Source organism: Phenylobacterium immobile (ATCC 35973), from assembly GCF_001375595.1.
Lineage (GTDB): Bacteria > Pseudomonadota > Alphaproteobacteria > Caulobacterales > Caulobacteraceae > Phenylobacterium > Phenylobacterium immobile.
This window is the reverse complement of sequence record NZ_CVJQ01000002.1, coordinates 47472-73747: the sequence shown is the minus strand read 5'-3', so window position 1 is coordinate 73747 and position 26276 is coordinate 47472. Positions and strand designations below refer to the sequence as shown.

The window sequence follows — 26276 nt, the reverse complement described above, 5'->3', positions numbered from 1 at the left end:
GCCCCCTTGGGGATCGACCTCGCAGCCCGGGCCTGGGTAGCTCAGTTGGTAGAGCAGCGGATTGAAAATCCGCGTGTCGGTGGTTCGAATCCGCCCCCAGGCACCATTCCTCAGATTTCTAAGGCGCCCCTTGGTCCAAGTGTTGGGCTAGGGTGCTTACATGGCCCTGACGCCAAGCCCTTCCTGGCGCTCGCCGCCCCGTTGCGCTGAACGGGCGGGCGCTGGCCTGGTTGCGATCTGCGCATGGTGTGGGTTGATCCTGCAGACTGTCGCGACCCTTGCCGTCACGGGCGATGGCCTGATCACGGCCCTGGCCATGGCGCGCTACTTCACGATCCTCAGCAATCTGGCCTTCGCGGTCATGATGACGCTCGTCGCCTTAGGGCGACGTGCGCCGGCCGGCTGGGTCGGCGGTGCGACGCTTTGCATGATGACGGTCGGCGTCGTCTACGCGCTGCTCTTGGAGGGCTTTCTGGTGCTCCCTGGGCTCGGGCCCATCGCGGATATCTTCCTGCACAAAGTTTCGCCGATCGCGGCTGGGTTATTCTGGCTGGTCCTTGCGCCGAAAGGTGAGTTGCGCTGGCGTCATGCGTTTGTCTGGTTGGGTCTGCTGACAGCGTACGGTGCTTATGCGTTGCTGTGGGGCTGGGAGGCGGGTTTCGCGATCTACCCATTCCTCGACCCTGGGCGCGGGTGGGGTCGCGTGATTCTCACCCTTCTGATCCTGGGCGGTGGATTTCTCGCGACAGGTTTGGCCCTCGTCTCCGTCGACCGCCGCCTCGCCCGGCATGCGTGAAATCACTGTGCGCCGGCCCGAAATCGGCAGACCAAGTTCGGTGAAGGCGGTCAGACGCGATGCCGCGTGGGCGCCTGCTGTCCAAACGATGTTCAGTTCCGCGTCGAGAGAAGTCTCGGGCCGATCGGAGGGTGTGAAGTTTTCATGCCTGCGATCTTGCTGCGCTGCAGCGTGAATTTTCCTAAAAGTCCCCGCTTCTAAGGGCTCGCAACTTGTCACGCTTATGCTGCATTGCGGCATACGCTTGGTTTAATCAGGATTTGACTGGAATGCTCCGCCACACGGGCCTTGACGGGCCATAAAGGGGTTGCCAAAGGGTCTACGCCACAAATCGGTACGGCTTCATTTTCCCTGGGGGGAGGGCGAAGCCGAACGCCTCGAAGGACCTGCCTCCGCGCTTCAGTGGATGCGAGTTCGGCGGGTCGGGCGACCGATATGGGCACTGACGTCATTTCCGAATTATCGGGGGAGACGGCTGGCTTGCTTTAACTTGGGGTGGAGACGCTCTCGCGCGACGACCCTCCGGCCAATCGTGCTAGACCAACCAGGAACTGGCGACAGATGCTCGACAACAAATTCAAGACTCCTTTCATCGCTCTCCTCGGCGCCGTTGCGCTGATGGCGAGCGCGCCCGCGCTCGCTCAGAGCGCTGCTCCGGCCGCTCCGGCGGCTGCTCCGGCCGCGGCTGACGCCGCCGCCGCCCCGGCTGCCGCTCCGGCCGCTCCGGTGGCTGAAGAAGCCCCTCCGACCATGGACCACGCCGGCAAGCTCGGCGTCGGCACCATGTTCATGGACGCTGACCCGGTCGTTAAGGTGATCATGATCGGGCTGGTTCTCTGCTCGATCTTCTCGTGGACCCTGCTCGTCATTAAGAGCATCGAGTTCAGCTCGCTGAACAAGGGTTCGGACGCCTTCCTCGAAGCCTTCCGCGGCGCCAAGTCGGTGCAAGACATGGGCCGCATCGCGACCTCGGAAGAGTTCGACGGCAACCCGCTGGCCGACATGGCCGCTGCGGCTGCTTCTGAAATTGAACTGTCGCGTCAAGCCGGCGTGCTGACCCAGCACCCCGAACACGCTCTGGTTCGTGCTCAGATGGCGGTTGGCGCCGTCCAAGCCACGCTGGCGCGTCGCCTTTCGGGCGGCATGCAGTTCCTGGCTTCGGTCGGTTCGAACGGTCCGTTCATCGGCCTGTTCGGCACCGTTTACGGGATCATGAACTCCTTCATCGGCATCGCGAACACCAACACGACCAACCTGGCCGTCGTCGCCCCCGGCATCGCCGAAGCGCTTCTCGCCACTGGTCTCGGCCTGTTCGCCGCTATCCCGTCGGTTATCTTCTACAACTTCTTCCAAACGAAGATCTCCGCCTACGGCGCGCGCACCGAAGGTTTCGTTGCTGAGCTCACCAACGCCATCTCGCGGCAGCTCGACAAGGGGGCGTAACCTACATGGCCGCTAAACTCTCGGGTTCCGGGGGCGGCAAGTACACGGAGACGCAGAACGCGGAGATCAACGTCACCCCGTTCGTGGACGTGATGTTGGTTCTCCTGATCATCTTCATGGTGGCGGCCCCTATGGCGGCCGTTACCGTGAAGGTGGCGCTGCCTCCCGCGGTCGCTCCGCCAGGCACTAATCCGCCGAAGCCGGTGTACATCTCGATCCAGAACAACGGTCGGATCTTCATCCAGGACTTTCCGACGGACGTCTCCGCTCTAGGCGACGATCTTCGGTCCCAACTGGGTGCTAGCCGTAACCCGACCAAGGAACGGATTTTCATCCGCGCTGACACCGACACCATGTACGGCGACTTCATGGCTGTCATGAACATGCTCCAGGACAACGGCTTCTACAGCGTTGCTCTGGTCGGCGAAGACAAGGGGTAGGGGGGAAGACGAATGACTGATACCCCGACCACTGACGTCGCCCACCCGGCGCACAATCCGTTCGACGAACGGAAACCGGCTCGCAACAAGGGCGTGACGATTGCGATCATCGTCTCGATCATCGCCCACGTTGCGATTGGCGTGTACCTGTGGAAGACGCGGTTTGAGCCGAACTACAAGGAGTACTCGGACGAGGTGACCGACGTGTCGATCATCAAGCCCGTGCCGCCTCCCCCGCCGCCGCCGCCGCCGCCGCCGTCGAACACACCGCCGCCGCCGCCGCCCAAGCTGCAGCCGCGTCCGCCTGTCGCCGCGCCGGACCTACCTTCGACGATCCCGCCTCTGCCGGTTCCGCCGGTTGAAAAGCGGATCGAAGAGCCCCGGCCGCCGGCCGCGCCGCCTCCTGAGGCGCCGCGTCCGTCGGTGATCACGCAGCCGGATTGGCAACGCAGGCCGACCGCGGAAGAGACCCAGCGCTACTATCCCGAACGTGCTTCGCGCATGAACGTGTCGGGTAGCGCGACGCTCAGCTGCACGGTCAATGCTCGCGGTGGTTTGGAAAACTGCTCGGTCGTGTCGGAAACTCCGGCCGACCAAGACTTCGGCGGCGCCGCGCTTCGTATGAGCCGGCTCTTCCGGATGCGACCTCAGACCCGAGACGGTTCGCCCGTTGCGGGCGGTCTGGTCCGGGTTCCAATCCGGTTCCAGATGGCCGACTGAGGCGACTGCGATTAAATTGAGAAGGCCCCGGAGGTTCCGCCTCCGGGGCTTTTTCGTTTTGGGGTTTACAGTCGCGCTCAGCCCCCGCTACATCCTCGTCGTTACTCGGGGAGTAGCCGCCCGCTTAGGCGGAGCGTCCGTCAACATACTTGGCCGTACAGTGGCCATGGCGGGTGCGGCGGATCAGTGATCCGGCTTGGCGAGACCGACGACGCTAGCTCCGGCCAAGGCCGCGGAGGTTTGCGTTGTCGTGTCCATACGGCCTGGGAATCGCGTTCATGGAAGCTTTGTTCTTTTCCGCCGTCGTGGTCGCCATCGCCGAGATCGGCGACAAGACACAACTGCTGGCGATCATTCTTGCGGCCAGGTTTCGCAAGCCGCTGCCGATCATCGGCGGCATCCTGGCGGCGACCATCCTCAATCACGGCTTGGCGGCGACGGCCGGCTATTTCCTGGCGCGCTGGCTGTCTGGGCCCGTATTCCAGTACGTCGTGGGCGTGGCTTTTATTCTCATGGCGGCCTGGGCGTTGGTGCCTGACAAGGCCGATGACGATGACGTCAAGTCAACGCGTGGCTTTGGTGTCTTCATAACAACGCTGGTGGCCTTCTTCCTGGTGGAAATTGGCGACAAGACTCAAGTGGCGACCACCCTTTTGGCTGCGCGCTATCAGCAGATCGTCCTCGTGACCGTGGGCACGACGGCGGGCATGATGCTGGCGAACGTGCCAGCAGTTTACCTGGGCGAGGCGGCGGTGAAGGTCTTCCCATTGAAGGCGATCCGCACCGCTGCCGCTGTGCTCTTCGCGGTGATGGGCGTTTGGATCATCGCCGCAGCCGCGCTCAGTCGCTAGATGAGGGCTTAGCTGGAGCGACTTGCGTACCATCGTACGCCGCGATGGTACCACCTCTCGGGCTCGAACCGAGGACCTCTAGATCCACAATCTAGCGCTCTAACCAACTGAGCTAAGGCGGCGCATTCGCGAGTTGCGGGTTGTAGTCGCGCGTCCCTTCAGGATCAAGCGGCGACACGCACCATCTGTTCAAGCGATGGCGGTGAGCACGGACCGACGCCCGTGCCCGGCGTCCACCCGTGGCCGCGGAGAGATCTGAAGATAGCTGGGCTCGAACTCTCCGACGGCCGCAAGGCCATCGAAATCGAGAATCGTGACCGTTCCCCGCTCCCAGGTGAGAAGGCCGCTGCTGCGGAGGTCCTGTATCACGCGGTTGATGTGGACAGCGGACAGGGCGAGCATATCGCCGATGCGCGCCTGGCTCAGCGGTAGGCGAAAGCGCCCGTTGTCGACCAAACCGACGTCGTCCAGCCGTGCATGCATCTCGCAGACAAGGTGCGCGCAACGCCCGAGCGCCGAGCGCCGCCCCAAGACCGTAAGCCAGCGCCGATGCACCGCCGCGTCCACGACCGTGAGGAACCAGAGCGCGCGGGAAAGTTTCGGATAGGCGGCGATCAGTTGCTCAAGGCTCCTGCGATTGGCCGTTGCGATCTGGCAGGGCGTCAGGGCGACGATGCGGTGGTCGAGGGAGTTCAGCAGCAAGGCATGGAGATCGACGAAATCTCCGGCGACGTGGATAGCCGTGGTCTGTTCATCGCCGCCGCGCAGCAGGACCGATCGGCCCGCAAAGCCCGAAAGGAGAAGGCTGCACCGCGTTGGTCGGCTGTTCTGGACGACAAAGCTTTCCCCGCGCTCGACGAAGACCGGCGGGCCGAACACGGCGGCGAGTGCGTCGTACTCATCTTCCGGCACGGTCTCGGAGAAATGCGACAGCTTGTGCCGAAGCATCGCGATATCGGGGTGGCGCTCCTGCATGGCGCTATGGGTCCTGTCCGCTTTCACAAGCGCCAGCTCGGCCGGAAGTTCCCTCGGCGGTTCTTCGCCTCTAAGTCGGCTGGACGATCGGCCCCTATCCACGCGTAGCGACCATGCTAGAGGAGGCTCGGCTCGGCCAAGCTGACGGCGCGAGTCGCAGGGGCGGGCATGGTCTTCAGTTCGATCATCTTCATCTTCTATTTCCTGCCTGTCTTCCTGCTCGGCTACTATGTCAGCGGCTGGCGGGCAGGCGTCCTGTTGGCGGGGAGCGCCGCCTTCTACGTCTGGGGCGAGGGCGCTTATATCCTGCTGCTCGCAGCGCTCATCGCCCTGAACTTCGGTGCGTCGCTGTTGATCGCACGACGGTCGCGCAGCCCTGCGGGCCTTGCGATCCTGGCCGCGCTGATCGCCGCCGACTTCGGCGTGTTGGGCTACTTCAAGTACGCCGCATTCCTGGCGGAGACGTTCAACGACCTAGCGCCAGGGGCGCCGATCTCGTCGCCAGCCCACGCCCTGCCGCTGGGGATTTCCTTCTTCACCTTCCAATTGGTCAGCTACGTCGTCGACGTGCAGCGCGGAAGCGTGGAGGTGGAACGCAATCCGTTGCGGTTCGCCACCTACATCCTGATGTTCCCGCACCTGATCGCCGGACCGATCGTGCGATACGCCGATATCCGCGACGAAATGCACGCCGACCGCCGCCGGACCGGGCATGTCGGCCTTGGCGTCCAGTATTTCATCGTGGGTCTGAGCCAGAAGATCCTGGTCGCCAACGCGGTTGCGCCCCTGGCGGACCACGCCTTCGGCCTGCCTATATCGACCCTCGACAGCGGTACGGCTTGGTTGGGCGCCTGGGCCTACACCCTGCAAATCTACTTCGATTTCTGCGGCTACTCCAATATGGCGATCGGCTTGGCCTTTCTGCTCGGCTTCACCTTCCCGAAGAACTTCGACTACCCCTACGCCGCCCAGTCGATCACCGAGTTTTGGCGCCGATGGCACATCTCCCTGTCGAGCTGGTTCCGCGACTATGTGTACATTCCGCTGGGGGGTAACCGACTGGGGGGCCTGAAGACCGCGCGCAACCTCCTCATCGTCTTTTTCCTGACGGGCCTATGGCACGGTGCGGCCTGGCAATTCATCGTCTGGGGCCTGTTCCATGGCGCATTCCTCATGCTGGAGCGGTATGGCTTCGCGGGCGTCCTTGCGGCATGGCCTGTTCTGGGGCGGCGCGCCTACACGCTTTGCGTCGTCGCGGTGGGCTGGGTGTTCTTCCGCGCCGAGAGCCTGCCCTCGGCCCTCGGCTATCTGAAGGCGATGATCTCTCCAGATCGCATCGGCGTCATCAAGCCCGACCTGGCGGTCCTGCTGCACGCCCAGTCGCTCGGGGCCCTGGCTGCAGGGTCGCTCTTCGCCTTCCCTTTGGCGCCTTGGGTGTTAGCCCGCCTGCGCGCGCCCTGGGCGACGCGAGAAGGCGATGGCGGGACGCGGTTGGATACAGTGGCGGTCAGGGCGGCGCCGGCGCCCCTGCTGCTGGCGAGCTTCGTCCTGTGCATCGCGCTGTTGGTCAGCTCGACCCTAAACCCCTTCCTCTACTTCCGGTTCTGAGACGTGATCGCGTCTAAAACCCATTGGCGGCTCTTGGTCGGCGGCGTGATCGTGCTGATGGCGGCTGCGACGGCTCCGCTGTCGCACCTCCCACAGCCAGTGATCCAGGAAAATCGCAAGCTCTCCGAAAGGCCGCGATGGAGCGGCGGCTATGAAGGCCTCAAACCCTTCCGCAAGGCGACTGACGCCTATATCGCCGACCACTTTCCTGCCCGCCCGTACCTTATCGCCGCCTTGAACCGCGTACGGATGATGGCGGGGGTCAGCGGCTCGCCAAAGGTCATCGTCGGTCGCAAAGGCTGGCTATTCTACGACGACGGCAGCCACATGGGCGGTGTGCGCGCCGACCCACCCTGGGGGCAGATCAGAACGCGCGATTGGCTTGCGACCCTCGCGGGACGCACCGAGGCGCTGCGCGCGCGGGGGATCGCCTACGTCGTCTTCGTCGCGCCGCTCAAGGAGACGGTGTATCCGCAGTTCGGCCCTTGGTGGTTAAAGGGCGCCGCGCCGGATCATGCTGCGCTGCGCATGCCGCCCATTGTCGAGGCCTCAGGGGCCGGCGTGCTGGTCTCGCCGTCAAAGGCGCTGGACGCCGCCCGTGAAGCCGGAGACCCGGTCTACAGTCGCCATGACACCCATTGGACCGGCTACGGCGCCTATGTCGGCTACGTCGCCCTGATGGATCGGCTGCACGCCATGGGCCTGACCGAAGGGCCCAGACCCCGTTCCGACTTCCCGCCGGCCGCGCCGTTGCCGCTAAAAGCGACGCCCCACGACCTCGCGAAGATGCTGGGGGTCGGCGGCGCCGTCGATGTCCAGTATCCCGAGCTCGTGGATCGCGGGGACCTCAAGCGCGCCAAGGTCGTGTGGCTGACGCCGATCAAGCACTGGAGCAAGCCGCACATCATCGAGACCGGCGTCTCCGGCAAACCCATCCTCTTGATGACGGTGGACTCGTTTTCCAACGAACTCCTGCCCTTCATGTACCGCCACTTCAGCCGCATCATCGTTGTGCACAACGAAGAGGGCACCTGGCGCGAGGATCTGATCGATCGCTACCGGCCCGACATCGTCATCCTGGAGGTGGTGGAAGGCGGCCTGAAGTTCTCGCTCACCGGTGGCCCTGCGCCATCGCCTGCAGCCCGGGCGCGGATCGAAACAGCCCTGCCGAACGAGGCCACGGGCTTGCCGGAGCTCCAACGCGCCCGAGCCTCCGAGGCCGGGGCCACGCGCAGCGCCAAGCTGACAGACCAGTGCAACGTCGAGCGAGTTGAGCTGCGACCGGTGGTCCCAGGGATCTCCCATGGGCAATGGCTGCTCGACGTTGGCGGCTGGCTGGTCGGCGGCGCACGCGACGGCTTCCTGCGCATCTCCGGACCAGGCGGCGACTTGACGGGCGCCGTTGACTTCGGGCTTCAGCGCCCTGATGTCGGCGAGGCGTTCCGCGAGCCGAGAATGTCCGAGAGCGGATTTGATCAGACATTTGTGATCAAGGGCGCGACGCCCGGCCAGTATAAGCTCAGCTTCTATCGCCGAGCGGGCGCTTTGGGCGGTTGGCGGGAATGTCGCGCCTCCCAACCGTACGCGATCCCGGCCAATTCGCCCTGAAAAGCCGCAGTGGGAGAGAAATTTTGCGCCTTCGTATGGGCGCTGGCGCCGCTTCACGCAGCAAATTCTTCCATGCCCGCGACTTTCGAGGCATCGACAAGGGCTATCCTTGCCGGGTAAATGCCCGCGCGAGTGACCCGGCCTCGGCCGGGCCGCGTTTTTCGCGCGCCTGCAGTCTTTCTAAGGCGAACGCCTCTCTCTAGTCGAGAGTCTTTCGCAACTGATCGGCGGGCGCGGCTTAAGTGGAGTGGGGACGAGGATGGGGTTGCCCGAGCGTCAAGGCCTGTATGATCCAGCGAACGAGCATGACTCGTGCGGCGTAGGCTTTGTCGCCAATATTAAAGGGCGCAAATCCCACGAGGTGATCCAGCAGGGCCTGCAGATCCTGCTGAACCTCGACCACCGCGGCGCCGTGGGCGCCGACCCCTTGATGGGCGACGGCGCGGGCATTCTCATTCAGATTCCGGATCGGCTTCTGCGCGCCTGGGCGGACGGTGCGGGCGTCGTCCTGCCGCCGGCCGGCGAGTATGCGGTGGCCATGTGTTTCCTCCCGCGAGACGAGGAGGCGCGCGACGCCGCCATCGGCCAGTTCGAACACTTCCTCATGGTCGAGAAGCAGCCGCTGATCGGCTGGCGCGAAGTGCCGGTCGACACCACGGGTCTTGGCCAGTCGGTGATGGAGTCTATGCCGGTCATCCGTCAGGCGATCATCGGCCGCGGTCCGCAATGCCGTGATCAGGACGCCCACGAGCGCAAGCTTCTGGCGGTGCGCAAGCAACTGCAGAACCCGTTGGCCGAGCTTGCCCTCAAGCGTAACCTCCCGGGTCTGACCGAGCTCTACATCCCATCGTTCTCGACGCGGACGGTGGTCTACAAGGGGCTGCTGCTCGCCGGGCAGGTCGGCGCCTTCTACAAGGACCTCGCTGACCCGCTCGCCGACTCCGCCCTGGCCCTGGTCCACCAACGGTTCTCGACCAACACTTTCCCATCCTGGAAGCTGGCGCACCCGTTCCGCTTTGTCGCGCACAACGGCGAAATCAACACCGTCCGCGGGAACGTGAACTGGATGAACGCCCGTCGGCGTTCGCTGGAGAGCGATCTGATCGGACCGGATCTGAACAAGATGTGGCCGCTGATCCCCCACGGCCAGTCCGACACCGCCTGCCTCGACAACGCCCTCGAGCTGCTGGTCGCAGGCGGCTACCCGCTGGCGCACGCCGTCATGATGCTGATCCCGGAAGCCTGGGCCGGCAACCCGATGATGGATCAGAAGCGTCGGGCCTTCTACGAGTACCACGCCGCCCTGATGGAGCCGTGGGACGGCCCCGCCGCCGTGGCTTTCACGGACGGTCGCCAGATCGGCGCGACGCTGGACCGCAACGGTTTGCGCCCGGCGCGCTTCGTCATCACCGACGATGACAACATCATCCTGGCCTCGGAAGTGGGCGTGCTGCCGGTGCCGGACGAGAAGATCGTCCGCAAGTGGCGTCTCCAGCCCGGCAAGATGCTCCTGATCGATATGGAAGAGGGTCGCATCATCGAGGATGAGGAAATCAAGGCGACCCTCGCCGCGGCCGAACCCTATGAGGAATGGCTCGCGCAGACCCAGTTCAAGCTTGAGGAGCTAGGCAACGAAACGCCGGCGCTCACCAACGCGTACGATGCTCAAGGGCTGCTGAACCGTCAGCAGGCTTTCGGGTACACACAGGAAGACCTCGCCTTCTTCCTCGAGCCCATGGGGCGGCTGGCTGACGATCCCATCGGCTCCATGGGGGCCGACACGCCGATCGCCGTGCTCTCGAAGCGCGCGAAGCTGCTTTACGAGTACTTCAAGCAGAACTTCGCCCAGGTCACGAACCCGCCGATCGACCCGATCCGCGAAGAGCTGGTCATGAGCTTGGTGTCCATGATCGGCCCCCGACCGAACTTGCTTGGCCGCAACGCCGGGTCGCACAAGCGCCTCGAGGTGGCCCAGCCAATCCTGACCGACGAGGATCTGGCGAAGATCCGCTCGGTGAGCGAACTGCTCGATGGCGCCTTCCGCACCGCGACGCTGGACGCCACCTGGCCGGCGTCCGAAGGCGCGGCGGGTCTTGACGCGGCGGTCGAGCGGCTCTGCCGAGAAGCGACCGAATGTGTGCTGGCCGACAGCAATATCCTGATCCTGTCGGACCGGGCGACGTCGGCTGAGCGCATTCCGATCCCAGCGGCGCTGGCCACGGCTGCGGTGCACCACCACCTCATCCGCCAGGGCCTGCGCATGCAGACTGGCCTGGTCATCGAGACGGGGGAGGCGCGTGAGGTCCACCACTTCTGCGTCCTGGCCGGCTATGGGGCCGAAGCGGTGAACCCCTACCTCGCCTTCGAGACCCTGGAGCAGATCCGTGTCCGCGAAGGTCTGACGCTGAAGCCCTATGAGGTCCGCAAGAACTTCATCAAGGCGGTGGGCAAGGGGATCATGAAGGTGATGTCCAAGATGGGCATCTCCACCTACCAGTCCTATTGCGGCGCCCAGATCTTTGACGCCGTGGGTCTGTCCTCTGGGCTGATCGAAAAGTACTTCACCGGCACATCATCCACCATCGAGGGCATCGGCCTCGCAGAAATCGCCGAGGAAGCCGTGCGTCGGCACCGCGACGCTTATGGCGACAACCCGATCTACCGCGAGATGCTCGATGTCGGCGGGGCTTGGCAGTTCCGCCTGCGCGGCGAGAGCCACGCCTGGACGCCGGAATCGGTTTCGAAGTTGCAGCACGCGGTTCGCGGCAACCAGTCCGAGGACTACAAGGCCTTCGCCCAGTCGATCAACGAACAGAGCGAGCGCCTGCTGACGATCCGCGGCTTGATGCGTTTCAAGTACGCCGACCAGCCGATCTCGATCGATGAGGTCGAACCGGCGACGGAAATCGTCAAGCGCTTCGCGACGGGCGCCATGAGCTTTGGCTCGATCAGCCGCGAAGCTCACACCACGCTTGCGACCGCCATGAACCGTATCGGCGGCCGGTCAAACACCGGCGAAGGCGGCGAGGAGTCGGATCGCTTCAAGCCGCTGCCGAATGGCGACAGCCTGCGTTCGGCGATCAAGCAGGTGGCGTCCGGCCGTTTCGGCGTGACAACCGAGTATCTGGTCAACGCCGACGACATCCAGATCAAGATGGCCCAGGGCGCCAAGCCCGGAGAGGGCGGCCAGCTGCCCGGCCACAAGGTCGACGCCAACATCGCCAAGGTGCGTCACTCGACGCCTGGCGTCGGTCTGATCAGCCCACCCCCGCACCACGACATCTATTCGATCGAGGATCTAGCGCAGCTGATCCACGACCTGAAGAACGTCAATCCGGGCGCCCGCATCTCCGTGAAACTGGTGTCGGAAGTGGGCGTCGGCACCGTGGCCGCGGGCGTCGCCAAGGCGCGCGCCGACCACGTCACCATCTCAGGCTTTGAGGGCGGCACCGGCGCTTCGCCGCTGACATCCCTGGTCCATGCGGGTTCGCCCTGGGAGATCGGCTTGGCCGAGACCCAGCAAACCCTGTTGCTCAACGGCCTGCGGACCCGAATCGCCGTGCAGGTCGACGGCGGCCTGCGCACCGGTCGCGACGTGGCCATCGGCGCGCTTCTGGGGGCGGACGAGTTTGGCTTCGCCACCGCGCCGCTTATCGCCGCCGGCTGCATCATGATGCGCAAGTGCCACTTGAACACCTGCCCGGTGGGGGTGGCCACCCAGGATCCGGTGCTGCGGGCGCGCTTCACCGGCCAGCCCGAGCACGTGATCAACTACTTCTTCTTCGTCGCCGAAGAGCTGCGCGAGATCATGGCGCAGCTTGGCTTCCGCACGATGAACGAGATGATCGGCCGGGTGGAACGCCTCGACATGGCGCCGGCGCTTGACCACTGGAAGGCGCACGGGGTGGACCTCTCGCGGATTCTCTACGCGGCGCCCTCCGAGACCCCGAAGGGCCTGTGGAATCAGGATCGGCAGGAGCACGGCCTTGAAGGCGCGCTCGACAACCGCCTGATCGCCGACGCCCGCGAGGCGATCGCCACCGGCAAACCGATGGTCGGCCAGTACGCCATCAAGAACATCAACCGCACGGTCGGCGCGATGCTGTCAGGCGAAGTGGCGCGCGCCTACGGCCACGCCGGCCTGCCTGACGACACCATCGCCCTGAAGTTCGCCGGTCAGGCGGGCCAGTCGTTTGGCGCCTTCGCGGCCCGCGGCGTCTCCCTGGAGCTCACCGGCGACGGCAACGACTACGTGGGAAAGGGTCTCAGCGGCGGGCGGATCGTGGTCCGTCAACCCGCGGGGTCACTTCGCGATCCCACGGCCAACATCATCGTCGGCAACACGGTGCTCTACGGCGCGATTTCCGGTGAAGCCTACTTTGAGGGCGTGGCCGGCGAGCGCTTCGCCGTGCGCAACTCCGGGGCGGTGACGGTGGTCGAAGGCCTCGGCGACCATGGCTGCGAATACATGACAGGCGGCGTCGTCGTCGTGCTCGGTGAGACGGGCCGCAACTTCGCGGCGGGCATGTCGGGAGGCGTGGCCTATGTCTATGACCCTGACGGCAAGTTCGGTTCCCGCTGCAACATGGCGATGGTCGAGCTTGAGAAAGTTCAACCCGCCGTGGGCAAACCGGACGAAGCCGGTCGTCCTAGCCAACGCTCCATCTCGGTGGACAACAATGGCATGGGCGACCCGCTCGCCTTCGACGCCGAACGGCTGCGAATTCTGATCGAACGCCACCATCTGCACACCGGCAGCGCCCGCGCCGCCGAGATCCTGGACAACTGGGATCGTGCGCTGGGCGCTTTCGTGAAGGTCATGCCGGTCGATTACCGCCGGGCGCTTAAAGACATGGCGGCGCAAGCCGCGACCGTCTTCGCCGCCGAATAAGTTTCAGCTTAAGGGGTCCCTCGCCAGCGGCGCAAAGCCAGCGAAGGACCCCCAGTCTTGGAGGCCAACCGATGGGTAAGCCCACCGGCTTTCTGGAAGTCGCGCGTCGTGATCGGGGCTATGAAAAGCCTGCCGACCGTCTGAAAAACTGGAAGGAATTCGTCCGTCCTCTGCCGACCGCAGAGGTGGTCGAGCAGGCGTCGCGCTGCATGGATTGCGGCATCCCGTTCTGTCACCAGGGCTGCCCGGTGAACAACCAGATCCCCGACTTTAACAATCTCGTCTATCGCGAGCATTGGCAGGCGGCGCTGGAGAATCTGCAGTCGACGAACAACTTCCCGGAGTTCACCGGCCGCATCTGCCCCGCACCCTGCGAGGCGTCCTGCACCCTGAACATCCCGGACATGCCGGTCACTATCAAGACGATCGAATGCGACATCATCGATCGCGGGTGGCAGGAGGGTTGGATCAAGCCTCAGCCGAGCCCGCGTGGCACGGGCAAGCGCGTCGCGGTCGTCGGTTCCGGTCCGGCCGGCCTCGCCTGCGCCCAGCAATTGGCCCGCGCCGGCCACGCCCCGACCGTCTTCGAGAAGAACGATCGGATCGGCGGCCTGCTGCGTTACGGCATTCCCGATTTCAAGATGGAGAAGGACCTCATCGAGCGGCGCATCCGGCAGATGGAAGGCGAGGGGGTCATCTTCCGGACCAAGTTTAACGTCGGGGTCGATGTGTCAGTCCAGCGGTTGCTGGATGATTATGACGTGCTGGTGATGGCCGGCGGGGCCGAGGCGCCGCGCGACCTGGAAGTCCCAGGGCGCGAGTTGGACGGCGTCCACTACGCGATGGATTTCTTGACCCAACAAAACAAGCGCAACGCGGGAGACGACGAGACGACGGCTGCGCCGGCCGGCACGTTGTCCGCCAAGGACAAGCACGTCATCGTCATCGGCGGTGGCGATACCGGCTCCGACTGCATCGGCACCTCAAACCGCCAGGGCGCGGCGTCCGTGATCCAGCTGGAGATCATGCCGCAGCCGCCGGAGCGCGAGAACAAGCAGCTGACATGGCCGGATTGGCCGCTGCGGATGCGCACGTCCTCCTCGCAGGAAGAAGGCGTCGATCGCGACTTCGCTGTTCTCACGAAGGAAGTGCTCGGCTCCAACGGCAAGGTGACCGCGCTGAGGTGCGTGCGGCTCGAGTGGGTCGCGGGCAAGATGCAGGAGATTGCGGGTTCTGAGTTCGAACTGAAGGCCGATCTCGTCCTGCTCGCCATGGGCTTTGTCGGTCCCCGCAAGCCAGGCCTTGTCGAGAACGCAGGCGTCGCCCTCGACGCCCGTGGCGCTGTCAAGGCGACCGTGGTCGACTACAAGACTTCGGCGGAGAATATTTTTTCCTGTGGCGACATGCGGCGTGGCCAATCCCTGGTCGTGTGGGCGATCCGCGAAGGCCGACAATGCGCAGCCGCTGTCGACGCCTACCTAATGGGCTCAACAAACCTGCCGCGCTAACCGGTCAGCGGACGGCGTCGTCGTCCGACAGATCGATGGAGTCCGCGTCATCGCCCGCCTCTCTTGAGAGTTCGGCGCGGTGGGCGGCTTCCTGGCGGGCCTCCTCCAAGTCGCTGTGTTCAGACAAACGGTCTGAGCCGGCGTTGACCGCCCAGCCCTGGCGAGAGCGGACCACGAGGAATTTCAAACGCTGGGTCATATAGCAACAACTGACGCGGCGGCTCGATGTTGCATCTCAGGCTTTGCTTTCTTTGGGATTTTCTCCCGTGGTCGGGTGTTGCGCGCCCTCATTTACGGCGAGCGCCTGGAGAGCTGCAGCCAGCTTTCGGGCATGTCGCCGATCAGCCGGATCACCGCGCGGCGAAGCTTTCAGCGTCTGCGCCATGGCGAGAAGCTCCGGCGCGCCGCCGTCGGGCGCGAAGGCGTCAGCCAGCAAGACCGCCTCGCCGAGGAGTTGGTCGCGCTCCTCGCCGCTGCACGCGCCCAGTAGGGCTGCGTCCAGATTCACGACATTGTCGGCAGCCGCCATGGCCTCGATCCGTTTCCTGGAGGTGAGCGCCAAGAACCGTCCGTGAAGCCCCGTTGTTCCAAAACCGGAGCCTTGCACGGCCTTGCGCATTGAGAAGGCTAGCGCGTGCGTCCGCCCGCACTAAGATGCGCAGGCGACTCAACCTTTTCGCGCTCTTGCGAACGGCGTCGTCTGACTTACACAGCTGGGGACTACAATGGCTGAACCCAAGAAAACCAACGCCCTGCAAAAGCCGCTGACGCCGTCTCCGGAATTGGCCGCCGTCGTCGGATCGGCGCAACTCTCGCGCGGGGAAGTGGTCTCCAAGATTTGGGACTACATCAAGAAGAACAACCTGCAGAATCCCGCCAACAAGCGTGAGATCCTGGCTGACGACAAGCTGAAGCCGGTGTTCGACGGCAAGCCTGCGGTGAGCATGTTCGAGATGAACAAGCATCTCGCCAAGCACCTGAAGTAAGCGCGTCTCAAGACCTCGGTCGGCGTGAGCCGACCCGCAGAAGCCCCGCGGCCCGGTCGCGGGGCTTTTATCGTTGTCGGCTAGGGGTTTTCTCGACGCAGGGACCAGGCCAGCGCTAGCCATCCGCTAAGGAGAAGGAGGCCACCAATCGGGGTCACCGCGCCCAGGAGCGGCGGCGCGCCGAGCGCGATGGCGTAGAGCGTCCCGCAGAAGACGGTGGCTCCGCCGAGGAATAGGGCCGGCGCTACGCCGCCCCTGCTGGCGGACTTCGAGTTCGCGCCCCACACCAGGACCGCAAGCGCGTGCGCCAGCCCATATTGGGCCCCGGTCTTCAACAGTTCGCTCGCCCGTTCGTCAGCCGCGGCGTGGGCGCCGAACGCGCCGGCGGCGACCGAAACAAAGCCCAGGAAGGCGGCGAGCATAAGCCAGTTGCGACGTGTCCACATCGCGCCTCCATCGGCCCGGCGGCGATAGGGGTCAAGCGGCATCGATGTCCGAAAATCGCGAGACAGCAATGCGCGGCCCGTCCATGGTCGGGTCCATGGAAACGCGCCTGGACATGGATGTCGCCGCCTGCCGGCGGGCCTTTGAGACCCGGGACGCGCGGTTTGACGGTCGTGTTTTCTGCGGCGTCAAGACGACAGGCATCTATTGCCGCCCCATCTGTCCGGCCCGAACGCCCAAGCCTGAGAATGTCGTCTACTTCGCGACCGCGGCGGGCGCCCAGGAAGCGGGATTCCGCCCGTGTCTGCGTTGCCGACCGGAGGCCTCGCCTGACCTCGGCGCTTGGCGCGGCACCTCCAATACGGTCAGCCGGGCGCTCGCCTTGATCGAGGCTGGCGCATTGGACGGGGGCGATGTCGAGGCCCTGGCGACGCGCCTGGGAGTCGGCGAACGGCAACTTCGCCGGCTCTTCGCCAAGCACATCGGGGCCGCGCCCGTCACGGTCGCCCAGACCCGTCGCATCCTGCTCGCCAAGCAGCTGATCCAGGAGACCAACCTGCCGATGGCCGAGGTCGCCCTGGCTTCCGGCTTCGGCAGCGTTCGGCGTTTCAATGAGACCTTCCAGCAGCTTTTCGGCCGTCCGCCAGCCGACATCCGCCGCTCGCGCGCGGCGCCGGCGCCCGCTGGCGGAGGGGTGATCGTCAGGCTGCCGTACAGCCCGCCGTATGATTGGTCGGCGATGATCGCCTTCCTCGCGGCGCGCGCCGTGTCGGGCGTCGAACGCGTCGAACCGGATCGTTACGCCCGGACCTTGACCATCGACGGCGCCAAGGGCGTCGTCAGCATCCGGCCAGGCCAGGATCATGCCCTTATCGCCGAGGTCTCCTTCCCTAGCCTCTCGGCCTTGCCAGCGGTCATCGCCCGCATCCGACGGGTGTTCGACCTGGTCGCCGACCCGGTGCAGATTGGCGCGCATCTGTCGCGGGACCCCGTGCTGGCGACCATGGTCGCTGCGCGGCCCGGCCTGCGCGCGCCAGGGGCGTGGGACGGTTTTGAGCTCGCCGTCCGCGCCATCCTCGGACAGCAGATCACTGTCGTGGCGGCTCGTGGTCTCGCCGCGAGAATGACGGAGGCCTTCGGTGAGCCCATCGACGATCCAGCGGCGACGCGCCTTGGCCTCGGCCGGATATTCCCAACGGCGCAACGCCTGGTCGGCCAGGACATCGCCGCGCTTGGCATGCCGCGCGCGCGCGCGGCTTCCGTCGAAGCTCTGGCGCGCGCCGTCGTCGCCGATCCGGCTATGTTCACGCCGCGGGCCGATCTCGACAGTGCGATCGCTGCGCTTCGCGCCCTGCCTGGCATCGGCGAGTGGACGGCGCAGTACATCGCCCTGCGCGAACTGCGCGAACCGGATGCCTTTCCGCACGGCGATGTCGCCTTGCAGCGCGCTCTGGCCGAACCCGACGGGACGCGCCTCAGCGCCACCCAGCTCCTTGCGCGGGCGGAGGCTTGGCGACCCTGGCGCGCCTACGCCGCGCAGCATCTCTGGGCGTCAGGATCGGCGCCCGAAAGGAAAGTCCATGACGAACGAAACGCCGCCTGACCTCCTGACCGTGTCGCGTCTGGCGACGCCGATTGGGACCGCCCTGATCGTCTCCGATGAGGCCGAGGTCCTGCGAGCCTTCAACTGGACCGACTACGAGGCGGCCGTGCGCGGTTGGCTCGCCAAGCGCTACGCCGCTTCGCGCGTCGTCGACGGCGGGACGCCGGCGGGCCTGGCGGAGGCGTTCGAACGCTATTTCGCCGGCGACGCCCAAGCATTGAACGCCGTGCGGTGGCGGGCGGTCGGCACGCCGTTCCAGCTACAGATCTGGACGCTGCTGACCGCCATCCCGCCAGGCGAGACAATCAGCTATGGCGAGTTGGCCCGGCGCGCGGGGCGACCTACGGCCAGCCGGGCCAGCGGGGCCGCTAACGGCCGCAATCCCTTGGCGCTTGTCGTACCCTGCCATCGTGTGATCGGCGCGAGCGGCGCGCTGACCGGCTACGCCGGCGGCATGGCGCGCAAGGAATGGCTCCTGAAACACGAGCGCGCCGCGGTTTTAGCCCGTCTGGCCGCCTGACGGCGCGCGCAGCAGGCCGATGTCCGCGAACATGACAGAAAATTCACCCTCGGAAAGTCGCCTCCGGCCCACGGTTGAGCTATGGAAGTGCCCTGAAGAATCGGCTTGCGCGAGGGAGGCGTGTCGATGACCACCTTCACCGAGATCGTCGCCGCCGTTGTCGTGCATTCGTCTGCGGCCGCCTATTCCCATTTCGGCGTCGTCCTGGAGCCCTCCGCGCTTCAGAAGCCGCAACTGGATCGTCCACGCGCTGAACGGGTGATCGCCCGCTCGCCGCTGCCGCGGGCCGCAGAACGCCTGCCGGCCGATAAGCTGACCGTCTGCCCCGACATCCAGTCCCGCACCCCTCGCGCCAGCGTCAAGGCCTGATCTACACCGTCATGTGACGCGGTTGCGCGATCCGCCCTGCGCCCGCCTGTTTGCCCCTGGGCCTGGGCCCGCTATGAGTCGCCGAGGCCTTGGGGATCGCAATGAACGTTGGCGAAGGCGGGTTCGCGACAGGTCGTGCTTCGGCGCGTAGGGCCCCGTTGCTGGCGGTCTGGATCGCTGCGGCGGTGCTGAGCCTCGCTTGGCTCTCGGCGCTGGCTGGCGTGGTCCTGGCGACGGGTGCGCCGCTTATCGCCGGGCTCCCGCTCTTGGCCTATGGCATGCTCGCCCTCGCGCCGCTTTGCATGATCTGGTCCGGCGCGGCTCTGTTGGCTCAGGCGCAGCGGCTTGCGGCGGAGGTAGGCCGCACACGGTCGCTCACGGACGCCATGTTGGCGCCCTCGCTCGCCGTGGCCGGCGAGGTGTCTGTCGTGGTCTCAGACATTCGCAATGAAGTCGACAGCCTGGAGGCGCGCGTCGCCGTCGCGGTCGCTACGCTGTCCGCCGCCTCGGAGAAGCTGCGCCTTATGGCCGACGCCGACGCCACGACGGCGCGGCGGCGGATCGACGAGCTCGGTGAGGCGGCCTTCGCCGCAGGTCGCACCGCCAATCAGGTGTTCGAGGCCCGGATAGCCGACGCTGACGCCTTGGTGCGCCGGGCGGTCGAAATGGTCGAGGAGGTGGCCGCGAACGGGGAGGCCCGCCTGACCTCGGCCGGCGAAGACGCCCGTGCGGCCCTTGTCGCCCTTGACGCTCTGGTCAGCGAGATCGATGTGCGCGCGTCGCGCCTTCCTCAGGCCATGAGCACGCAGGCCGATCAGGTGCGAACCACGGTCGCTGTCGGCCTGACCGCCCTGGCTGCGGAGGCGCGCCGCACGGCCGAGCAGGCCGCCCTTGCCGACGAGGCGCTGCAGGCCCGTGTCCGGCGGAACTTTGAGATGCTCAGCGAGACGGTGAAGCTGATGGGCATGATGGCCTCTGCGGCGCCGGCTATCCGGCCGGCAGACGCCGCGCCCCCTCCAGCCGTCGAGCCAGAGGTCGTCCCAGAGGTCCTCCCTGATCCTGACGAGGAGTCAGCTGCGAAGGCTGAGCATCCGCGCCTGCGCCTTGCGCCGACTGAGCGGGACAGGGCGTACGCCTCGGTGTTCGCGGTCGGGGAGGGGGTGGCGGCAGGGACAGAGGCACACCCGCCGCCGGAGCCGGACGATGAGGCCTCGGCTGAGACCTGGACCTGGAGCGACCTCCTCGCGTCTATTGGGCCCGAGGCCGGCTCAAGCGAAGTCCGCGACAATGCGGCGACCGCACTTGAAGCCGAGCTCGCCGCTATGGGCGTAGACCCCGCCGCCGCGCCGCCAGCGGGCCGGGTCATGGAAGCCTTAGGCTCGGCGCGAGACATCTCGCTCGCGCGCGACCTCGTCAGGCGCCTGGCGCCGGCGCAAATCCGCCGAATTGAACGCCGCCTGCAGATTGATGACCGACTAAGCGCCGACGTCGAGCCGTTCCTGGTGCGCGGCAGAGCACGGCTGGCCGAAGCCGCCGCCGCGGGAGACGCGGTGTTTGAGCGACGCCTCGCCTCGCGTGATGGTCGTCTCCTGCTTATGCTCGATGCGGCGACGGAGACCACCGGCTGAGATCCCTGGCCGCCCGCGCGGAATCCTGGCCGATCCGCGGCGCCTTCGTCATCTCCCGTGGCGCGAAGACGACAGCGGAGGTGCTGGTGGTCGAAATCGCGCAAGAAGCCGACGTCGGGCGCGGGGAAGCCGTCGCCTATGCCCGCTACGGCGAGACCCTCGACAGCGCGCTCCAGCAAATCGAATCGCTGCGTAGCCAGATCGAGGCGGGGATGGACCGGGCGCAATTGCAGCTGGCCTTGCCCGCAGGCGCGGCGCGCAACGCCATCGACTGCGCCCTATGGGACCTTGCGGCGAAGCAGGCTGGCGTTCGCGCCTGGACCCTGGCGGGGTTCCCCAGGCTGGACCCAGTGAAGACCTGCTTCACCATCAGCCTGGGCGAGCCGCAGGTCATGGCCGAGCAGGCGCGTCTGGAGGCGCGCCGGCCGATGCTGAAGATCAAGATCGGCGGCGCGGATGACCTGGATCGCCTCGTCGCCGTCCGCGCCGCCGCGCCGCGCAGTCGCCTCATCGTCGACGCCAACGAGGCCTTCGACTGGCCGACGTTCCAGGCGCTCGCCCCTGAACTCGCTCGCCTAGATGTGAAACTGGTCGAGCAACCCATGCCCGCCGGCGCCGACGAGGCGCTGGCGGCCTATGCCGGGTCCGTGCCGATCTGCGCCGACGAGTCCGTCCGCACGACGGCGGACCTGGCCGCCTGCGTCGGCCGCTACGCCATGGTCAACATCAAGCTCGACAAGGCGGGCGGCCTAACCGAGGCCCTCCAGATGGTCGGGGCGGCGCGGGCCATGGGGTTTGAGATCATGGCCGGTTGCATGGTGGCCACGTCCTTGGCGATGGCGCCGGCCTTGTTGGTCGCCCAAGGCGCGGCGGCCGTCGATTTGGACGGCCCTCTGCTGCTGGAGCGCGACAGGACGCCAGGCCTGACCTTCCAGGGCTCCGCCATCCTGCCGCCGCCCACTGAACTCTGGGGCTAGGCCGCACGTTGGCTTGTCATGGACAAGCCTGCTCAGCGCGCCCACCAGGCCTGGCGTTCGGCCGAACGGATCAAACAGCTGTCCGACCGCGTCGTGGCGGTTGGCCCTTTCGGCCTGGGCGTTGACGCCCTCATCAACTGGGTCGGCGGCGGCTTGATCTACAGCCTCGGCGCTGGCGCGCTTTTGATCCATGAGGCGGTTCAGGCGCGCGCGGGCGTCGCCACACTCGCGCGCATGGGCGCCTATCTGGCGTTCGACACGGCGACGTCCAGTATTCCCATCGCCGGTTGGGCGGTCGATGCCCTGTTTCCCGGACACCTGATGGCGGCCAAGGCGCTGCAGAAGGACATCGAGGCGCGGCACGGACCTGTGACGGCGCCGGAGCCCTGGCGACTGCGATGGCGGCGTCGGCGCGCCTCTCACGCCTGACAGCGTAGAAGCTGCTTCCCCTGGCGCCAGCAGCGCTCTAGTCACGAATCGATGACATTGATGAACCCCTTCGCCGCTGCGCCCGCGCGGATCGGCGTCATCGGCCTGGGCTATGTCGGCCTGCCCTTGGCGTTGGCCTTCGCCAGGGACGTCGAGGTCATCGGCTTTGATCTGAGCGCAGGGCGCATCGCTGAGTTGTGCGCAGGCGTTGATCGAACGCTCGAAGCCACGGCTGAGGATTTCGCTGCGGCTCGCCGTTTGAACCTGACCGCCGACGAGGCCGATCTCGCCGGCTGCAATGTCTTCATCGTCACCGTGCCCACGCCGATCGACGCCGATAAGCGCCCGGATCTCACAGCCTTGATGGCGGCCAGCCGCACTGTCGGCCGCCGCATTCGCGCAGGCGGCGTGGCGATCTACGAATCCACCGTCTATCCTGGGGCGACCGAGGATGACTGCGTGCCAGTGATCAGCGCGATCTCCGGTTTGACCTTCAACCGTGACTTCTTCGCCGGCTATAGCCCCGAGCGCGCCAATCCCGGCGATCCGGCGCACCGGCTGTCGACGATCATCAAGGTGACGGCGGGATCGACCGCCGAGGCTGCGGATTTCGTCGATGCGCTCTATGCCTCGGTGGTCGACGCCGGCACCCATCGGGCCAGTTCGATCCGCGTCGCCGAGGCGGCCAAGGTGATCGAAAACACCCAGCGCGACCTGAACATCGCGCTGATCAATGAGTTCTCGCTGATCTTCCGGCGTCTCGGAGTTGACACCAATGAGGTGCTGGCGGCGGCGGGCACCAAGTGGAACTTCCTACCGTTCCGCCCAGGGCTGGTCGGCGGCCACTGCATCGGCGTTGATCCCTATTACCTGACGCACAAGGCCGAGGCGCTGGGCTATCATCCGGAAGTCATCCTCGCTGGCCGCAGGATCAATGACGCCATGGGCGGCAAGGTCGCCGATGAACTGCTGCTCGGCCTCGCCGCCAAAGGCGTGGCGGCAAACGGCGCTCGCATTCTCATGATGGGCCTGGCGTTCAAGGAGAATTGCCCGGATATGCGCAACTCCGGTGTGATCGACGTCATCGCCGCCCTGGCTGCGGCGGGTGCGGTTCTGGATGTGTGGGATCCCTGGATTGATCCTGTCGGCGCTGCGGCCGAACATGGCCTGGACCTTATCGCCGAGCCTGAGGCGGGCGCCTACGACGCCATCGTCGTGGCGGTCGCCCATCGCCAGTTCATCGCGCTGGGCGCGGGCGTGCGCGCCTTTGGAAAACCCGACGCCTTGGTCTTTGATGTGAAGGGCGTCCTGCCCGCCGCGGCCGCGGACCTGCGCCTCTAGCGCTTGTAGTAGTCGCGGTACCAGTCGACGAAGGCGCCGACGCCTACCTCGACCGGGGTCGACGGCGAATAGTCCAGCAAGGCGCGAGTCTGGGTGACATCGGCCTCGGTGCGTTGGACGTCGCCAGGCTGCATCGGCATCAGGTTCAACTGCGCCTTCTTGCCTAGCTTCTCCTCCAGCACCTGGATGTAGCGCATCAACTCGACGCGCTGGCTGTTGCCCAGGTTGAGAATACGCCAGGGCGCAACGCCGCTCGTCGCCGGATCAGGGTTTGCCGCATCCCAAGTCTCGTCGGCCGCCGGCGGGCGATCGAGACCGGCGACCAGCCCCTGTACGATATCGTCCACATAGGTGAAGTCGCGCTGCATCTGGCCCTGGCCGTAAACGTCGATCGGCCGGTCGGCGAGGATCGCGTCGGTGAACTTGAACAGCGCCATGTCCGGCCGGCCCCACGGCCCATAGACCGTGAAAAAGCGAAAGCCGGTCGAGGGGATGCCGAACAGGTGCGCATAAGCGTGGGCCATGCGCTCGTTCGCAATCTTGGTGGCGGCGTAGAGCGTGATTTGGTGATCGGCGTTGTCGTGCACCGAAAAGGGCAACTTGGTGTTTGCGCCATAGACCGAGCTGGTGGAGGCGAAGACCAGGTGCTTGGGCTGGGTCGCGCGGCAGCCCTCCAGAATGTTCAGGAAGCCAACGAGGTTGGACTGGCCGTAGATATGGGGCTGCTCAAGGCTGTAGCGGACGCCGGCCTGGGCGGCGAGGTTGACCACGCCTTCGGGTCGCACGTCGGCGAACAGCTTGGAGACCGCCTCCGTGTCGGCCAGGTCGATCTTGGCGTGCCGATAGCGCGAATTGGCTTCGAGCTGGGCCAGCCGTGCGGCCTTCAGCGTCGGGTCATAGTAGCTGTTCAGTGAATCCAGACCGACCACGTCCTGGCCGCGCGCCATCAGCGCCTGCGCGAGGTGGAAGCCGATGAAGCCCGCAGACCCCGTGACCAGGACCGCCATTGAAACCCCCATTTACGCTGACGCTGGCAGATAGCCTTTTTGCAACCGCGCCGTCGACTCCCTGAGCCTTCGAGAGGGCGTAGGACACGGCTTTTTGCGCTTAGTCGGGCAGGCCGTTCAAACGCTTGGCCGCGGTCACCGTGTTCTGCAGCAAGACCGCGACAGTCATCAGGCCAACGCCGCCCGGCACAGGCGTGATCGCGCCGGCGACGGCTTTGGCGGCCTTGAAGTCGACATCGCCGACGACCTTGGTCTTGCCAGCCGCGGCCTTCTCCGGGTCGTCAAAGGGCACGCGGTTGATGCCGACGTCGATCACCGTCGCCCCCGGCTTGATCCAACTGGCCTTGATCATCCGGGGCCGGCCCACGGCGGCGACCAGGATATCGGCCTCACGGCAGACCGCCGCCAGGTCCTTGGTGCGCGAATGGGCGATGGTGACGGTGCAGTCGGCTTGCAGCAGAAGTTGCGCCACGGGCCGGCCCACCAGGACTGAACGGCCGACGACGACGGCGCGAAGCCCCGTCAAGTCGCCCAGAGTCTCGCGTAGGAGAATCATGCAGCCGAGCGGCGTGCAGGGCGTGAGCGCCGCAAGGCCGCTGGCCAGGCGGCCCGCGTTGATCACGTGTAGGCCGTCGACATCCTTGTCGGGATTGATCTTGGCCAGCACCGACTTTTCGTCCAGCGGCGCGGGCAGCGGCAGTTGGACCAGGATGCCGTGGATCAACGGGTCTGCGTTCAACTCGCCGATCAAACTCTCGAGCGCCTCCTGCGAGACGTCGGCCGGGAGCCGGTGGGTCACCGAGTGCATGCCGACGGCGAGCGAATGTTCACCCTTGGAGCGGACATAGATCTGACTGGCGGGGTCATCACCGACGAGCACCACCGCCAAGCCAGGCTGCAGACCGTGTTCGGCCACCAGCTTCGCCACCTCCAGCCGCACCTGCTCTCGCAGGTGCTCGGCATGGACCTTGCCGTCGATCAACGCCGCTTCAGCCATGGGTCAGGGCAGGTCTTCCGCGAGGATCGCCATTTCGAACATGAAGGAGCCGTCGTCATCTTCATCCTCGAAGACCACGCCGACGAACTCTTCGCCGACATAAACCTCGGCCGAGTCCTTCTGCTTCGGACGCGGGGTCAGGACTATGCGCGCGTTGGCGAAGGTGCCACGCAGGTGCGTCTCGATCTTGCGGATCGTCTTTTCGTCCACGCGAGGACTCCTGAAGTTGATTTGGCGCGGAACGTAGCCGCTCACGCGGCCCGCGGAAACCACAGAAGGCGCTTTGCGAGCACTTCCGGTCAGATCACGTAGTCGTAGACCACTTCAGCCAGGGTGTGATCCATGCTCCGGGCCGGCTCCTCGCATGTCGGGCAATTGACCAGGCGAGCCGGCACGCCAGCGGCTGTGCAGCCGGCCGGGACGGGCTTCAGCACCACTGAGCCGGACGCGATCTTGGCGTAGTCGCCGATCTGGATGTTGCCCAGCACCTTCGCGCCCGCACCCAGCAGCACGCCCTTGCCGATCTTCGGGTGGCGATCGCCGCGCTCGGCGCCGGTGCCGCCAAGGGTGACGCCCTGCAGCATCGAAACATCGTCGCCGATGACCGCGGTCTCGCCGATGACGATGCCTGTGCCATGGTCGACGAAGATCCCGCTGCCGATCTGGGTCGCCGGATGGATATCCACCTGGAAGACTTCCGACATGCGGCTTTGCAGATACAGCGCCAGGGTCTCGCGACCTTCCTCCCAGAGCCAGTGGGCGACCCGCTGAACCTGCAGGGCTTGGAATCCCTTGAAGAAAAGGAACGGCTGGACATAGCCCTTGCACGCTGGGTCACGCTCGAAGACGGCGCGCAAGTCGGCCTCGGCCTTGGCGACCAGCGTCCCGTCAGAATCGTAAGCCTGCTTGGCGATGTCGCGCAGGGACATGGCGCGAAGCTCCGTGTCACCTAGCTTGCGGGCGATCTGGTAGGAAAGGGCGTCACCCAGGCGGTCATGGTTCAGCACCACCGAAGCGAGCAGGCTCGCCAGGGCGACTTCTTTGCGCGAGACCGCTTCAGCTTCGTTGCGCAGCGAGGCCCACACCGGCGGCGGCGTGGCGGGGTCGATCACTTCAAGACGCTGGCTCATGACTT

Annotated in this window: 25 protein-coding genes, 2 tRNA genes and 1 riboswitch; of the genes, 18 read left to right on the top strand and 9 right to left on the bottom strand. The window is 65.8% G+C overall.

The annotated features are described in order from the left end of the window. Positions 1-30: 30 nt before the first annotated feature. The 6 genes from BN1313_RS14430 (at position 31) to BN1313_RS14405 (ending at position 4250) form a co-directional block, all read left to right on the top strand. Positions 31-106: transfer RNA gene (locus BN1313_RS14430), tRNA-Phe, on the top strand. A 147-nt stretch (positions 107-253) separates the two neighbouring features. Then, the gene (locus tag BN1313_RS14425; protein WP_091742901.1) at positions 254-796 is read left to right on the top strand and encodes a Pr6Pr family membrane protein; all 543 of its coding nucleotides are present in this window, start codon (positions 254-256) and stop codon (positions 794-796) included. Between the two features lie 561 nt (positions 797-1357). Then, a complete protein-coding gene (locus tag BN1313_RS14420) occupies positions 1358-2239 on the top strand; it encodes a MotA/TolQ/ExbB proton channel family protein (RefSeq protein ID WP_091742899.1) in 882 nt (293 codons plus the stop codon). A gap of 5 nt (positions 2240-2244) precedes the next feature. Continuing rightward, complete coding sequence (locus BN1313_RS14415) at positions 2245-2679, top strand: ExbD/TolR family protein (RefSeq protein WP_091742897.1); 435 nt, start codon at positions 2245-2247, stop codon at positions 2677-2679. A gap of 12 nt (positions 2680-2691) precedes the next feature. Beyond that, positions 2692-3399, top strand: coding sequence for an energy transducer TonB (locus BN1313_RS17015; RefSeq protein ID WP_091742895.1), 708 nt, complete (start codon positions 2692-2694; stop codon positions 3397-3399). A gap of 94 nt (positions 3400-3493) precedes the next feature. Further along, a riboswitch (yybP-ykoY riboswitch) is annotated at positions 3494-3664 on the top strand. A gap of 13 nt (positions 3665-3677) precedes the next feature. After that, positions 3678-4250, top strand: a complete 573-nt coding sequence (locus tag BN1313_RS14405) for a TMEM165/GDT1 family protein (RefSeq protein WP_091742893.1) — start codon at positions 3678-3680, stop codon at positions 4248-4250. A gap of 45 nt (positions 4251-4295) precedes the next feature. Here BN1313_RS14405 and BN1313_RS14400 read toward each other — a convergent pair. Both BN1313_RS14400 and BN1313_RS14395 read right to left on the bottom strand, forming a co-directional pair. Then, positions 4296-4372 (bottom strand) — tRNA-His (locus BN1313_RS14400). A gap of 67 nt (positions 4373-4439) precedes the next feature. After that, a complete protein-coding gene (locus tag BN1313_RS14395) occupies positions 4440-5225 on the bottom strand; it encodes a Crp/Fnr family transcriptional regulator (RefSeq protein WP_091742891.1) in 786 nt (261 codons plus the stop codon). Between the two features lie 168 nt (positions 5226-5393). On the opposite strand from BN1313_RS14395, the gene BN1313_RS14390 reads away from it, so the two are divergent. The 4 genes from BN1313_RS14390 (at position 5394) to BN1313_RS14375 (ending at position 14840) form a co-directional block, all read left to right on the top strand. After that, on the top strand, positions 5394-6833 hold the full coding sequence (locus tag BN1313_RS14390) for an MBOAT family O-acyltransferase (RefSeq protein ID WP_091742889.1): 1440 nt from the start codon (positions 5394-5396) through the stop codon (positions 6831-6833). A gap of 3 nt (positions 6834-6836) precedes the next feature. Further along, the gene (locus tag BN1313_RS14385) at positions 6837-8441 is read left to right on the top strand and encodes an alginate O-acetyltransferase AlgX-related protein (RefSeq protein ID WP_141653164.1); all 1605 of its coding nucleotides are present in this window, start codon (positions 6837-6839) and stop codon (positions 8439-8441) included. Positions 8442-8706: 265 nt separating this feature from the next. Beyond that, positions 8707-13332 carry a glutamate synthase large subunit gene (gltB, locus tag BN1313_RS14380; protein WP_245620243.1) on the top strand — a complete coding sequence of 1542 codons (4626 nt, stop codon included), beginning with the start codon at positions 8707-8709 and terminating at the stop codon, positions 13330-13332. A 71-nt stretch (positions 13333-13403) separates the two neighbouring features. Next, positions 13404-14840 carry a glutamate synthase subunit beta gene (locus BN1313_RS14375; RefSeq protein WP_091742883.1) on the top strand — a complete coding sequence of 479 codons (1437 nt, stop codon included), beginning with the start codon at positions 13404-13406 and terminating at the stop codon, positions 14838-14840. A 4-nt stretch (positions 14841-14844) separates the two neighbouring features. Here the strand turns inward: BN1313_RS14375 and BN1313_RS16650 are convergent, their stop codons facing one another. Together BN1313_RS16650 and BN1313_RS14365 are read right to left on the bottom strand one after the other, a co-directional pair. Further along, complete coding sequence (locus BN1313_RS16650) at positions 14845-15039, bottom strand: hypothetical protein (protein WP_091742881.1); 195 nt, start codon at positions 15037-15039, stop codon at positions 14845-14847. 36 nt (positions 15040-15075) lie between these two features. Then, positions 15076-15369, bottom strand: coding sequence for a hypothetical protein (locus BN1313_RS14365; protein ID WP_141653163.1), 294 nt, complete (start codon positions 15367-15369; stop codon positions 15076-15078). A 196-nt stretch (positions 15370-15565) separates the two neighbouring features. On the opposite strand from BN1313_RS14365, the gene BN1313_RS14360 reads away from it, so the two are divergent. After that, positions 15566-15826 (top strand): SWIB/MDM2 domain-containing protein, encoded by a 261-nt coding sequence (locus BN1313_RS14360; RefSeq protein WP_091742877.1) that lies wholly within the window; start codon positions 15566-15568, stop codon positions 15824-15826. Positions 15827-15906: 80 nt separating this feature from the next. On the opposite strand, the gene BN1313_RS14355 is transcribed toward BN1313_RS14360, so the two are convergent. Further along, a complete protein-coding gene (locus BN1313_RS14355) occupies positions 15907-16272 on the bottom strand; it encodes a DUF423 domain-containing protein (RefSeq protein WP_091743188.1) in 366 nt (121 codons plus the stop codon). Positions 16273-16316: 44 nt separating this feature from the next. On the opposite strand from BN1313_RS14355, the gene BN1313_RS14350 reads away from it, so the two are divergent. From BN1313_RS14350 to BN1313_RS14320, 7 genes are all read left to right on the top strand, one after another. Then, a complete protein-coding gene (locus BN1313_RS14350; protein ID WP_245620242.1) occupies positions 16317-17873 on the top strand; it encodes a DNA-3-methyladenine glycosylase 2 family protein in 1557 nt (518 codons plus the stop codon). Further along, positions 17851-18393: a methylated-DNA--[protein]-cysteine S-methyltransferase gene (locus tag BN1313_RS17010; protein ID WP_091742876.1), complete on the top strand. Its 543-nt coding sequence runs from the start codon at positions 17851-17853 to the stop codon at positions 18391-18393. The genes BN1313_RS14350 and BN1313_RS17010 overlap by 23 nt, the downstream gene beginning before the upstream one ends. Positions 18394-18519: 126 nt before the next feature. Continuing rightward, complete coding sequence (locus tag BN1313_RS14340; protein WP_091742874.1) at positions 18520-18762, top strand: hypothetical protein; 243 nt, start codon at positions 18520-18522, stop codon at positions 18760-18762. Positions 18763-18863: 101 nt separating this feature from the next. Continuing rightward, the gene (locus tag BN1313_RS14335) at positions 18864-20390 is read left to right on the top strand and encodes a hypothetical protein (RefSeq protein WP_141653162.1); all 1527 of its coding nucleotides are present in this window, start codon (positions 18864-18866) and stop codon (positions 20388-20390) included. After that, positions 20387-21367, top strand: coding sequence for an N-acetyl-D-Glu racemase DgcA (gene dgcA, locus BN1313_RS14330; RefSeq protein WP_091742870.1), 981 nt, complete (start codon positions 20387-20389; stop codon positions 21365-21367). Before BN1313_RS14335 ends, dgcA begins: the two co-directional genes overlap by 4 nt. 18 nt (positions 21368-21385) lie before the next feature. Next, positions 21386-21796: a DUF4112 domain-containing protein gene (locus BN1313_RS14325; protein WP_091742868.1), complete on the top strand. Its 411-nt coding sequence runs from the start codon at positions 21386-21388 to the stop codon at positions 21794-21796. Between the two features lie 60 nt (positions 21797-21856). Further along, a complete protein-coding gene (locus BN1313_RS14320) occupies positions 21857-23137 on the top strand; it encodes a nucleotide sugar dehydrogenase (RefSeq protein ID WP_091742866.1) in 1281 nt (426 codons plus the stop codon). Here BN1313_RS14320 and BN1313_RS14315 read toward each other — a convergent pair. From BN1313_RS14315 to cysE, 4 genes are all read right to left on the bottom strand, one after another. Beyond that, the gene (locus tag BN1313_RS14315; RefSeq protein ID WP_091742864.1) at positions 23134-24144 is read right to left on the bottom strand and encodes an NAD-dependent epimerase; all 1011 of its coding nucleotides are present in this window, start codon (positions 24142-24144) and stop codon (positions 23134-23136) included. The two genes, BN1313_RS14320 and BN1313_RS14315, sit on opposite strands and share 4 nt — an antisense overlap. Positions 24145-24244: 100 nt before the next feature. Then, positions 24245-25141, bottom strand: a complete 897-nt coding sequence (gene folD / locus BN1313_RS14310; RefSeq protein ID WP_091742862.1) for a bifunctional methylenetetrahydrofolate dehydrogenase/methenyltetrahydrofolate cyclohydrolase FolD — start codon at positions 25139-25141, stop codon at positions 24245-24247. A 3-nt stretch (positions 25142-25144) separates the two neighbouring features. Then, complete coding sequence (locus BN1313_RS14305) at positions 25145-25351, bottom strand: DUF3126 family protein (RefSeq protein WP_091743186.1); 207 nt, start codon at positions 25349-25351, stop codon at positions 25145-25147. An 89-nt stretch (positions 25352-25440) separates the two neighbouring features. Continuing rightward, a complete protein-coding gene (gene cysE, locus BN1313_RS14300) occupies positions 25441-26271 on the bottom strand; it encodes a serine O-acetyltransferase (RefSeq protein WP_091742861.1) in 831 nt (276 codons plus the stop codon). Positions 26272-26276: the final 5 nt, after the last annotated feature.